We start from the raw sequence: 12,230 nt of genomic DNA, 5'->3' as shown, positions 1-12,230 counted from the left end.
CTTCATGCCCCATTTAGACCCAATCACGACCCCGAGTTAATCCGCGTAAACCCATAGTGACGTATAAGCCAAGCCTTCTCGCACCCTATAGACTCCTTATTTACGTCCCCTCAAGCCGACTGGTATTTAACTCTGCGATGATGAGTATCCGGCATCATACCTGCTGCAATTTTGCATGTGCAGGCCTACTATCGGCGGGCAATAAAGCTCGTTCATTTACAAAAAATATTGATCTGTTTTGAGTAATGTCAGGTCTGGCGGATTATGTGACGCCGATCTCGGCAAACACGTCTTTGTCGGGTGGACGACACTTGTTACCAAGTGCCGTCTCCCTAAGAACCCAGCGTGCAACTTTCACTGCACTAGGCTCAAGCCTCCACAAAGGCATCAAATGATACCCAGCAACTTATAACGCAGTCGGGACAGGCTCTTTCCAAGAGTTACGGGCTAGCCTTTTGGACTTTCTCTTTGCCAAGTACTCTTGGTATTGAGGGTCAAATGGTGTCGCTGCACTTCGGATTTTCACATGTCTTTCTATCGGCACTTTAGCTATTTGGAAGAGATTGAACTGGCAATCCATATCCATGATCTTCTGCCAACCGTGAAACTGCCATTGTCCTTTACGGTTGATGAAGTATTTTAGGGCGATCCAAGTTTTAGACTTTGTTGGATGACGCCTTTTCGTCCAGTGCCATAACGTATGGAATAGTTTGTGACCTACATAACCGAATATCTGTTTTGCCACGCAGTGTCGATAGTAGTTCGACCATCCCCTGAGTTTCGGATTTATCAGTTTGATAAGATCATTCACTGGAAGGGTTACGTGCTTTTTGATGAGTTCACGCAGATTACTTAAGAACATTAACGTGTTGGATTTACTCGGCTTAATGAGCAATTTTCCTTTGTACTTCCTATGATTAAAACCTAGGAAATCAAAGCCATCGTTGATGTGAGTGATGTGCGTTTTCTCTTCGGAGAGTGTTAAGCCTCGTTCAGCTAAGAAGTCAGCAATCAACGGTTTGATATCGTTCTCAAGCACTTCCTTTGAAGCGCAAGTGACGATGAAATCGTCGGCGTATCCAATAAAGTTGGCTCTTGCTCCCTTTTTGAGAGCGGTAGACTTAATTTGCTGTTCGAGACCAGAGAGCGTCATTAACATCAAGGTTGGGGATATAATCCCACCTTGAGGCGTGCCTTCGTTGGTGTCATAGAACAGCCCTTTGTCTATAAAGCCAGACTTTAGCCATTGCCCCAACATACGCTTATCAACGGCAACATTATTCATCAGCCATTGATGCCCGATTTTGTCGAAACAGGCTTTGATGTCCCCTTCAAGAACCCATTGCGCTGAACGCTTCTGACTCAGGCAGATGAAACACTGTCCGATAGCATCAGCCGTGCTGCGTTTTGGTCGAAAACCGTAACTGTTAGGGTCTGCAAGGCTTTCCGATACGGGCTCTAACGCTAATAGGTGAAGCGCTTGTTGCGCTCTGTCTATCATGCACGGGATACCCAGTGGTCGAAGTTTGCCATTCTTTTTGGGGATATAGAGACGCTTGAGTGGTCTAGCTTGGTAAGCTTTTCGACTCAATTGATTAACTGCTTTCATGCGGCGTGTATCTGTATTCCAGATAACACCATCTATTCCAGGCGTTTTACTGCCTTTGTTTTGTGACACTCGCTTAACAGCAAGAAGTTTTGCTGAACGCGAGTGAGTCAGTATCCATTGCAAAGCTTTCACTTTGCCGTGTTTACCTTCTCGAGTTGCCTTTGCGATACGCATCTGGAGCTTTAATACGTGCGACTCAACAGATTTCCAGTCGATTGACTGCCATTGAATGCTGTCAGGAGAGGCACTAATCTCTTTTGAAATCATCATTTGCGTTTCTCCTTGAATAAAGTTCTTCAAATTCTCTCGCAACGGGAGACCAGTCGGAAGTGGGCTCACTTTCGTGATCAGACACAGGTCTGTATCTGCATCGTTACAATGCAGCCTTCGCTTTTTCCAACCTCCTATACCTGCATCACTATCGGCCACATAGGCTTTCCCAAAGGGAGTGATACAGGCTTACCGTGTTCCGTATGTTGCGCAATGTCAGGGTAGATGCCCGCTATGGTGCGAAGAGTTCAATGATCACGAAAGAGCATGGGGCAATCTCTTTCCGACTCTCGTGCCTTTTGGCTACAGCGTATTAACCACTTCCGCTGTTTCATCACATAACGCACTTTACGCGGATTCACTTCTGTTCATCATACTGACTACCTAGCACTCACCCGATTGTGGTTATCAGGAGGATCGTTCTCTCACGATTCAGATCCCGATTGGCTAATAGCCAATCTTCGTTACATTGTCAGACTCGCTACTTTATTCAGAGCCTTAGGTTCATCTGGTGATACAGATGGTTCACACATTAAGCGGTGAACAGCGCTTCATACGACTTCACGTCGCACGCCCCAAAGTGAGTTTCAAACTTTGTTGTCACAATTTTCTTTGGATAGGCACGTTGATTGAATTTAATTTTATTCTCATACATTCCACTCTATTAACACGAAAGGAACGGAAATAAAATTTCAAATTTTAATATCCTTTTACATTTAGCGATGTCCTCTTCCGACTTAGTCTCAGGGCTACAGCACACCATATATTCAATTCCATCTCTCTTAAATTTAAGCGCATCCCTGCAACAAGCGGGAGGCTTTGTTGCGTAATTCAGTTTAGAGACAGAGCAGCCCCATTTCGCGTATTTCTTAGTCAATACGACAAGTTTCAGGCATACCTAATCCAGTAAGCTTGTTCAACGCTTTTATCATCGCGTAAGTTTCACCCACCTGTGCATTATAATTTATTAAGCTCAATCGTCCTCCTAGTAACTGTTTAACTCGATACATCGCCGTTTCTGAGAGTGAACGTTTGTGGTATCCATACCGCTCTTTCCAATACTTATTTGAGCCGTATAACTTCTGACAACCCACGGCAATATTTCGAGGGTGACCACGCTCCCAGAAGGCTGCTCCTTCTCTTGGGGGAATAAGCGCAATGGCCCCCTTAATCTTAATAGCAGCGTGACACGCTCTCGTGTCGTAAGCGCCATCACCAGACACCTCAAGGATACTTCGGCGTGTTTGTTTCAGTAAGTTCGGGAGTACTTCTCCATCTGTAACCGTCGATAAACTTAGCTCGGCGGCAATGATCTCATGAGTGTTGGTATCGACGGCAATATGAAGCTTTCGCCAGACTCTACGCTTGCCATCCGTCCCGTGTTTTTTGACTTTCCATTCACCTTCGCCATAAACCTTAAGGCCAGTAGCATCAATAGCTAGGTGCTGTATTGCTCCTCTCGCTTTAGTCTTAAATGAAACCTCAACTTGCTTGGCTCTACGACTGATGCAGGTGTAATGCGGACAACTTAACGGTACATGAGCTAACCTAAATATCGAGTCGATAAATCCTTGAAGCGCTCTCAATGGCATAGAAAAAACTCGTTTGACCATAAGTGCTGTCGTGATAGCTAAATCACTGAACCGACGCGGCCTCCCGCGCTTATTCTGTTTGCTTTGCGCCCACCCGCTTATTGCTTCTTCATCAATCCAAAAGGTCAGAGAACCACGGTTAATGAGTGATTGGTTGTATTGCTTCCAGTTGGTTGTTTTGTAACGTGGTTTAGGCATAGGGCTACGAGATAGAGTGAACGTAGCTGATCAGATCGTAGGTTCTTGATTTAGTTCCATTGAATTACGCAACAAAGCCTTAATACGGTCGCAAACTCGACTATCACGCTCAGTGTCTTGCATTTGTTCGAGTTGCCGTTTCTGTTGAGGAGTCAGTGTAATTTTCATGATACGTAGCGTGATCCTAATTCTATTGAAAATCAAGCATCTACAATGATTACGGCTCTATCACAAAAGAAACGGGATTGCTACATATAGTGACATAATTGATAACATCCACCCAGGTTTTGTGAAAAATGCCACATTATTCAGAATGAAAGATGTGCAACACATTGATAAGCAACACAAGTGTGTGTAAGGTGCATCTCCAGTTAATTTACACCCTTGACTCGGTAATATTAAGTGATTTCATGGGTGCTATTATTTATATTTTTAGCTAAGTTATAAACCACGAATGGAAATTAAAAAATGATAATTTAAAATTGATAAATAATAGTAGACATCCGATAAATTCTTCAACAAATTTAAAAAATAAACCTATGGAGTTTACGATAGAGGAACTGTAAATAATGAGAGCTATTTCATATTACAGGAGGGTGAGTTTCCGATAGCATCCTCGATTTTAATAAATATTTTTTGATAACTAACACCGAGGTTTTAGAAGGTTTGCGTATGAGAAAGATACTCGTAATTACTCCATTTTGTTTGGAACGTGTTCCTTTTTACAGATGGCTTGAAGGAAATGATACAGAATTATATTTACTTATAGGTGAAGAGTCTATTCATCAGAACATGAGTGTGTCACCAAGGTTTATATTATCGAAGTTTAAAGAGTATCACTACTTTACTAACTTTAGGAAAAACTCTTTAGTTGTACAAAAAGCCGTTGAGATAATAAAAGAACATGGAATTACTCATTTGATTGGAATAGATGAGCACGGCTTAGAACGAGTAGGCAAGTTACGGGATATGTTTGATATTCCGGGACAAAGGTTTTTATCAGCGCATGCATATAGAAACAAAAAAGTGATGAAAACCTACCTCAAAGATAAAGTTGATATGGCAGCTTGGGAATCTGGCAATTCAGTTGTAGATTTAATTGAACATGTTAATGACTTTGGATTCCCATGTGTATACAAAGATGTAGATGGTGCCGGCTCAATAGGTACGAAAGTAATAAGTTCAGAGGAAAAATTAGCGAGTGTGGTAGCTGATTATGAACAGGGAAAGGAATTCTTAGTCGAAGAATTTATTGACGGGAAAATGTACCATATTGATGGCTTTTATCAGGATGGTAAAATTAAATTTATTTGGGCATCTTATTATTACAATGATTGTCTTAGTTACCAAGTGAATAAACCTTTAGGTAGTATTTTCGTTGATAAAGATAGCGCTGATTTTAGAACATTAAAAATACTAACTGAAAAGGTACTGAAAAACTTACCTTCTCCAGATGCAACTACATTTCATGCAGAATTTTGGAAAACGCAAGATGGAAAATTCGTTTTTTGTGAAATTGGATCACGCTGCGGAGGTGGAGGAATTTGGGAAACAATTAATTATTCTATGAACATTGACCTTTGGAAGGTTCATGTTCAAGCTCAGGCAGGTCTCGAGCCAGATTTTGAAAATGTTATACATGAACCTGAGGACACTTGGGGTTGGTACTTAATTCCGCCAAAAAAAGGAGTGTTAATGTCACTTCCAAAATCCTGCACTATTAAAGGAGTTGAAGATTATCAAGTCCAAGGTGTTATTGGTACGGAATATACAAACCCAACCGGCAGTGTTGCAATGGTTCAGCAGTTTGTTACGAAAACAAACGGGGATAAAGAAATGAAATCTTTGTTTATGGCTATTGATGATTGGGTAGAAAATCAAAACCTCTGGTATATGAATAACTGATGGGGGTTAATATCTTAAAGATTGCAGTCTTTAGTATGAGGATATTTAATTTATAATTAGTATTTTCTAAGTCAAACATAGTAATAAATTGATCCTCAATAACGAATACTAGGTCAATAAATACATAAAAATAATACTATTAATGCTGTTAATAAACTAATGGTTATTATATTTTAATTAATTTTTCATATCACTTATCTAAAATAAAAAGAGAATACTATGGAGTTGATTGCTGAAAAGAAAGCTTATAAATCAATACCTTTTGAGAAAAAGTATGCTATGACGACCAAGTCCACAACTCAGCATATTAAGACGCTATTATCGGAACAGATCCAACCTTGGCAAAACCTAGGTACATATTGTTTGACTAACATGGATGACGAAGTTGCTGAAGTCATAAAAAACTCCCTTAGTTACAATAAAGTTAATGCAAATGAATATCACAGTTTTCAAGATATGAATAATAGTTGCATCGACTTTTTATTTAAGCTATTCAACATTGATACTAGTGAGAATGGACTTGGGTTAAGTACGGTAGGTTCAAGCGAAGCAATACTATTAGCATGTTTGAATTGGAAAAAAAGAAGCCGACTTTCTAAGGGACTTAATATTGTAATAAGCGATCACTCTCACTCTGCATGGACTAATGCGGCAAAAATACTCGATATTGATGTTAAAACTGTTAAGTATACAAAAGATGAACGAGATTTTACTCAAAGATTTTTGCTTGCTGTAGATGAAAATACTATTGGGGTGGGTCTAACACTTGGTACCACGGGTATAGGCATGTTTGACCCAGTTTATGAAATCCACAATGCCCTTCTCAATTATTCGATTAAGGAAGGAAGGGAAATTTCAATTCATATAGATGCTGCCAGTGGTGGTTTTGTAGCTCCATTTAGCTTTCCTGGATATATATGGGATTTCCGATTGGAGCTTGTTCAATCGATAAGTGTTTCAGGTCATAAATACGGTTTTACATATCCTAGCATAGGTTGGATTCTCTGGAAAAATAAGAATGAAATATCCGAAGGTTTATGGAGCAGAATCGGCTATTTAAAAGAAGAGTTCAATCATTTAGGTGTGACATTTAGTCAAAACTGTGTGGGGATTATTTCTCAATATTATTTGATAAAACGCTATGGGTTTATCGGTTACCAATCAAACATTGAATATTTGTACAGAATGAAAAATTATATGGAGTCACGTTTAGCTGATATTCATAAAGTAAAGTTCATTAACCATAAAAAACACCAGCTTCCTATTTTGTCGTGGTTTATTGAAGGGGGAGATAAGTCTACCTATGACGATATAAGCCAGAAATTTGAATCCCTAGGGTGGCTGGTGCCATATAGCGAAGTCCTGTTTGATGGGCAGTCCGTAAATTGTTTCCGAATAGTAATAAAGCCTACCTATACAGAAGATGTAATAGAGGTTTTAATCAACGACTTTTTTGTTTCTCACAAATTAATAAAGTAAAGGTATATTTTGCAAAGTAATATAATTGATATTATCGGTGTGGGTTTTAACGTTTCTAACATAGGTTTGGCAATTTCCTTACAAGAAAACAATAGCCAATTATCTATGTTGTTCTTGGAGAGTAAAGCCAATTCGAAGTGGCAAGAAGAAATGACGATTCCTGGGAGCGACATTCAAAATTCTCCTCATCGAGACTTGATCACACCAGTAAATCCAAGAAGTAGATATACGTTCATAAACTATTTGTTTGAACATGGAAGGCTATTTTCTCATTTTAATCTAGGAATGAAGTTTCCTTTTAGAACAGAATATTCAAAATACATCGAATGGTGCTCCAAATTTTTCGAGGACAAAGTCAAGTACAATGAAGCAGTCGTCAGTATTGAATATACTGGTGACTTTGAAAATGAAGAACCAATCTTCAAAGTTACAACCTCAACAGGTGATACTTACCTGTGCAAAAAAGTTGTTCTAGGCCATGGTCGCTCAATTAACATACCAGAAGAGTTTTCTGGCATAAGCAATGGTAGAGCGACTCATCTTACAAACTATCGTTCTTACATATCCAACATTAAAAATGGAGATGAGGACACTTTTTGTGTTGTTGGAAGCAGCCAAAGCGCCATAGAAATTGTTTTAGATCTGAAGTCCCGCTTCCCTAATGCAAAAATAACTAATCTGATACGATCTTTCAGTTATAAGCTTAAAGATACAAGTCCATTTTCTTATGAGGTTTTCTATCCAGAATTCATTGATCACTTCTATAGTGCATCTAACTTGCAAAAGGAAAAGCTTACATCACATTTACGTAATTCTAATTATTCATCTGTTGATAAAGATGTACTTGATGGTTTGTATCAAAGTTTATATGAAGACAAGATTTTAGAGAGAGAGAGGGTGTTTATAAGGAATAACAGTAAGATTAATAATGTTGTTGAAAAGGATGACTCAATAGAAATTTCATATACAAATGAACTTTTAAATGAGAGCTCGTCTGAATCCTTTGATCACGTAATATTGGCAACAGGCTTTAAAGATTTAGGTCATGGGGATAGATATGATACTTACTGTCCATTACTACATAATGTAAAGGGCTATATTAATGAAAGTGAACAAGGGCTTTTACAGATAAACCGCGATTATAGTTTAGACTTCGTACCGCCAGGAACAAACAGAACATATAAATCGTTCTATCTAAATGGATTATGCGAATCAACGCATGGACTAGGTGATGCAGGCTCAATTAGCTCGGTATCTATACGCAGTAAAGTAATCTGCGATAGCTTGATAAATAGTCACGAAGTTTAAATATGGTAACGTAATGAAAAAAATAATATTTATTGATGCATCACACATTAGCTCGCCGTCTGCAGCAAAGGCTTGTGAAAACATGGGATACGAGCCTGTATTTATTCTTAACCCTGAGCTGTATCGAGGGGATATACTAAAAGATATTTTTTGTTATACCTTATACTTTGAAGATACATCTCGTTATGAAAATATAATTCAATGTATTCAAGATAACGATATTTCTGATGTTGAAGCTGTAATGTCTTTGACTGATCGAGCGATGCGTAATGCTATACAAGTTGCACTAGCTCTAGACGTTAACGGTCCAGATTTAGCACTTCTTTATCTATTACAAAAAGAAATTACAAGCAAACTTGCCCTAGAGGGAAGTCCGGAAACGCTATCTTTTAACCTTACAGATTTTAACCCGAACAAAATTTCTCAATTACTTGATAAGCATAGGAAGTTAGTGGTTAAGCCATCTGAAATAAGCGCTAGTATTGGGTCATTTCCGATTGACCTAGAAACCAACGTTAATGAAATACCGAGTATTATAGAAGAAACGTATAGTTCAAGTCTGGCTAAGGGTACTTGGTTAGCACAACAATACATCGAAGGGGAGTTCTTTAGCTTAGAAGGCTATATAGAAAACGGTGATGTCAATATAGTTGGCGCGACTTATAGGGAAAGACATGAGAATACTTTGACCGTAGCTTACTTTCCTGGTGAAAAAGAGATAGATCCAGGTTCTTTTGCCATGGCTAAAGAAATTATTTCCAAAGTGCTTGTGCGCAGTAAGCTTAAGAATGGATATTTTCACTCTGAGTTTTTAGCTTCTGGTGGAAAGTCTTATTTGATCGACGCCAACATCGGACGAATAGCAGGTGGATCAATATCTCAATTGATAGCTGACTCCAACTCAATACCTTTGTCGAAGGTTATGGAGCATGTTATTAGACTAACGCTTTTCCCGAATAGTCTCCCTTTAGAATCGCCTTACAAGGGCAATCTTATTGAATGCATGGGGGTAACGTATGGTGCGCCAGAAAGTTGTAAACTGGGAAGCATACATATACCTGAATCTACTAAAAGCAAACATGTTCAACTTTGTAACGAAAATGACGATCTAAAAAAAGTTGGTGTTGATGGGGCTGGCTGGGTAGGAATCTTAACTGGCAGTAAGGTCGATGTCGAGACAGATATTGTGAATATTAGAATAAAAACGAACAGTGGCGAGTTACTTACTCCAGTTTGGTAGGATAGTTTATGTGTGGTTTTGTTAGTCAATATAACTTTTCAAATTTAGAAAAAGTAGATGTGAATAATGTTCGTCGTGCACTTGATGATATCAATCATAGGGGCCCAGACGAACGAAACATTTGGACTTCAAATGATGGCAACATCTCTATGGGGCATACTCGATTAAGCTTAATCGGATTAGACTCAGGGTTACAACCAATTGTAGATGATACAGGCTCTGTTGTTTCTGTCGTAAATGGTGAGCTCTATGGATATAAAGATATAAGAGAGAAGTATCGCCAATCTTATCCTTTCAGAACTCAATCAGATAGTGAAATACTTCTTCCTTTGTACAAACACTATGGGTTGAATCTATTTGATCACCTCCGTGGAGAGTTTTCTTTTGTTCTCTGGGATGATGTTAACAAACGTTTGTTGGCCGCACGTGATAGGTTTGGGATTAAGCCTCTCTATTATGCGATTAGTAACGGAAGTGTATATTTATCTTCAGAAATTAAAGGTCTATTGGCTCTTGGTGTCAAACCTGTTTGGAATCAATCCGCTGTATATAGCTCAGAGCGAATGCTTTACCCTAGTCGAGATTCGTGTTTTGAAGGTATTTACCAGGTACCAGCAGGTCACTATTTGACTATTACGGATAATAATTCCGTTGAAATAAAACCGTATTGGGAAAAAGGTTCCTATGAACCGGATCTTAATCTCAATGAGCATGACTTTGTGACTGGTTTCCTTGAGCATTTTGACGATGCAGTTAAACAACGCATGGTTGCTGATGTCGATATTGGCTGTTATTTGAGTGGTGGTATTGATTCAGGGGCGGTATTAGGGACAGCTGCAAGAGTCAGTGGTAAAGCACCAGAATCATATACCATTGTATTTGATAATGAAAACTACGATGAACTTGATAGGGCGAAACTTCAAGCGGACTTTGTAGGTTCGAAACTGAACGTATTACGAGTTACTGAGCAAGATATTGTAGATAATTTTGATAAGTCAGTTCGTTCATTCGAAACACCTTTTGGGAACACACACGGTATAGCGAAAGTACTACTGAGTGGCTTTGTGCGTCAAAATGGATGTAAAGTTGTTTTAACTGGTGAAGGGGCTGACGAAGTTCTAGGTGGTTACCCCCATTTTCGTGAAGATGTATTTCGATATGAACGCCAACATATGTCTGAATCAGATGGCAAAAAACTGTTAAATGAAATGTATGGGAATTACTCTAAGTTTCCGGGTTTTTTGTTAGAAGGAGAGATCGAGAAAGACTTAGAGCGATTTGGAGAAATTTTTGGTTACAAACCCGGGATGATGAGGACGGGAAGTCAGCGAGGTAAAGTTTTTTCAAGTTTATATAAACCAGAGCTAAGTGCTCATCACCAAAGGTTGACCCCCTATACGGATATTATAAAGCACATTGATTGGTCGAAGACAATGAAGGGTGACATATTACATCGATCTTTGAATTTGTGGCAAGAATCGGTCTTACCATCTTATATTTTAAATGTTTTAGGTGATAGGGCAGAAATGGCTAATTCCGTAGAAGGTAGGGTGCCTTTCTTAGATCATAATCTTTATAAGTTTCTTATGAGCGTACCAAGCAAATTGAAAATTTCAGGAAGTACTGAAAAGTATTTGTTAAGGGCGGCTATGGAAGGGCGTGTACATCCAACTGTGCTCAATCAATGTAAAGAACCATTTATGGCTCCTCCAGTAAAAGTACATTCTAGCGACTTAGTAAGTTCTCCTTTGTATGATTACATGGGTGATACTTTTACTTCGCAGAGTATTAAAGATCAGCCATTTTATTGCCCCAAGAAGGTTCTAAAGTCATTCGATAGCCTCAGAAGTATAGAACCAAGTTCGAGAATGGAATTAGATCGAATTTTGACGTTTGTGCTATCAATTTGTATTATGCAAAGAGAATTTAATATTGGTGTTAGGTAGTTTATGATTAATTGCATTGCTTGTTCAATTTCAAAAGGTATAGAACAGTCTCACGTAATTTATGAATCTGACGATATTATATGTTTTTTAGATCATCGACCGATTACTAGAGGGCATATTTTAATTTGCCCCAAAGAACATTTCGTAGATTTTTGGGATTTACCTGAAAATGTATCTAGAAAGATATTTTCAAAGGCAAAAGAGTTAAGTATATTATTAAAGTACTGTTTCGGTGCCGATGGTTTATCAATGATTCAGAATAATGGAGAGTTCAACGAACTGTCTCACTTCCATTTACATTTATTTCCTAGGAAAAAGGGTGATGGTTTTAGTTGGGTTTCTTCTAATGGTTCGATTGTAAGTGCAGAAGATCTTCAGGAAGTTAAGGATAAAATACTTAGTTTTAATTTATATACCCGTGATCATTGAATTTACAATAGCTATTAATGAATTTTTCAATGTGATGCTGCCAAACGTTGCAGGCTCACCGGTATCCAGAATTACGGATAATTTTCAAATTATGAAACCTGCATCTTCAAGTTGAGCGGGTATAGCGTTAATTTTATATAATTAATTATTTACTTCTTATCTTAAAAACTATTGATTTGACAGGTTGCTCTGAAAATTGTTCATTTGTCTGATCTCTAGTTTTTATACTTGTCGTTTTAGGTTTTTAATTAACT

At 38.4% G+C, this 12,230-nt stretch carries 9 protein-coding genes and 1 pseudogene; 7 read left to right on the top strand and 3 right to left on the bottom strand.

Translation table 11 applies throughout. The features are described 5' to 3' along the window. Positions 1-406: 406 nt before the first annotated feature. From ltrA to QUF19_RS12745, 3 genes are all read right to left on the bottom strand, one after another. The gene (ltrA, locus tag QUF19_RS12755) at positions 407-1,879 is read right to left on the bottom strand and encodes a group II intron reverse transcriptase/maturase (protein ID WP_286294342.1); all 1,473 of its coding nucleotides are present in this window, start codon (positions 1,877-1,879) and stop codon (positions 407-409) included. A gap of 869 nt (positions 1,880-2,748) precedes the next feature. Beyond that, on the bottom strand, positions 2,749-3,669 hold the full coding sequence (locus QUF19_RS12750; protein WP_010430770.1) for an IS5 family transposase: 921 nt from the start codon (positions 3,667-3,669) through the stop codon (positions 2,749-2,751). Positions 3,670-3,699: 30 nt separating this feature from the next. Then, entirely contained in the window at positions 3,700-3,837 is a 138-nt protein-coding gene (locus QUF19_RS12745; protein ID WP_434784921.1) for a hypothetical protein, read from the bottom strand. A gap of 504 nt (positions 3,838-4,341) precedes the next feature. Here QUF19_RS12745 and QUF19_RS12740 point away from each other — a divergent pair. From QUF19_RS12740 to QUF19_RS12710, 7 genes and pseudogenes are all read left to right on the top strand, one after another. Further along, positions 4,342-5,574, top strand: a complete 1,233-nt coding sequence (locus QUF19_RS12740; protein ID WP_286294339.1) for an ATP-grasp domain-containing protein — start codon at positions 4,342-4,344, stop codon at positions 5,572-5,574. Between the two features lie 219 nt (positions 5,575-5,793). Then, positions 5,794-7,053, top strand: a complete 1,260-nt coding sequence (locus tag QUF19_RS12735; RefSeq protein WP_286294338.1) for an aminotransferase class V-fold PLP-dependent enzyme — start codon at positions 5,794-5,796, stop codon at positions 7,051-7,053. 9 nt (positions 7,054-7,062) lie between these two features. After that, positions 7,063-8,361, top strand: a complete 1,299-nt coding sequence (locus QUF19_RS12730) for a SidA/IucD/PvdA family monooxygenase (protein WP_237297768.1) — start codon at positions 7,063-7,065, stop codon at positions 8,359-8,361. A gap of 13 nt (positions 8,362-8,374) precedes the next feature. Next, the gene (locus QUF19_RS12725) at positions 8,375-9,601 is read left to right on the top strand and encodes an ATP-grasp domain-containing protein (protein ID WP_237297767.1); all 1,227 of its coding nucleotides are present in this window, start codon (positions 8,375-8,377) and stop codon (positions 9,599-9,601) included. Positions 9,602-9,609: 8 nt separating this feature from the next. After that, the gene (asnB, locus tag QUF19_RS12720) at positions 9,610-11,547 is read left to right on the top strand and encodes an asparagine synthase (glutamine-hydrolyzing) (protein ID WP_237297766.1); all 1,938 of its coding nucleotides are present in this window, start codon (positions 9,610-9,612) and stop codon (positions 11,545-11,547) included. Positions 11,548-11,550: 3 nt separating this feature from the next. After that, positions 11,551-11,976, top strand: a complete 426-nt coding sequence (locus QUF19_RS12715) for an HIT family protein (RefSeq protein ID WP_237297765.1) — start codon at positions 11,551-11,553, stop codon at positions 11,974-11,976. Position 11,977: 1 nt separating this feature from the next. Next, positions 11,978-12,091, top strand: a pseudogene (locus QUF19_RS12710) (IS630 family transposase); the annotation flags it as partial. Positions 12,092-12,230 lie beyond the last annotated feature (139 nt).

The sequence above is a fragment of the Vibrio sp. FE10 genome (assembly GCF_030297155.1).
GTDB classification, from domain to species: domain Bacteria; phylum Pseudomonadota; class Gammaproteobacteria; order Enterobacterales; family Vibrionaceae; genus Vibrio; species Vibrio apostichopi.
The sequence above is the reverse complement of the archived record's forward strand: the minus strand, read 5'-3'. Positions and strand labels throughout refer to the sequence as shown.

Excerpts from the sequence above, each read along its gene's own strand:
- ltrA (WP_286294342.1), bottom strand. The coding sequence starts at position 1,879 with ATGATGATTTCAAAAGAGATTAGTGCCTCTCCTGACAGCATTCAATGG.
- QUF19_RS12750 (WP_010430770.1), bottom strand. The coding sequence starts at position 3,669 with ATGCCTAAACCACGTTACAAAACAACCAACTGGAAGCAATACAACCAA.
- QUF19_RS12745 (WP_434784921.1), bottom strand. The coding sequence starts at position 3,837 with ATGAAAATTACACTGACTCCTCAACAGAAACGGCAACTCGAACAAATG.
- QUF19_RS12740 (WP_286294339.1), top strand. The coding sequence starts at position 4,342 with ATGAGAAAGATACTCGTAATTACTCCATTTTGTTTGGAACGTGTTCCT.
- QUF19_RS12735 (WP_286294338.1), top strand. The coding sequence starts at position 5,794 with ATGGAGTTGATTGCTGAAAAGAAAGCTTATAAATCAATACCTTTTGAG.
- QUF19_RS12725 (WP_237297767.1), top strand. The coding sequence starts at position 8,375 with ATGAAAAAAATAATATTTATTGATGCATCACACATTAGCTCGCCGTCT.
- asnB (WP_237297766.1), top strand. The coding sequence starts at position 9,610 with ATGTGTGGTTTTGTTAGTCAATATAACTTTTCAAATTTAGAAAAAGTA.
- QUF19_RS12715 (WP_237297765.1), top strand. The coding sequence starts at position 11,551 with ATGATTAATTGCATTGCTTGTTCAATTTCAAAAGGTATAGAACAGTCT.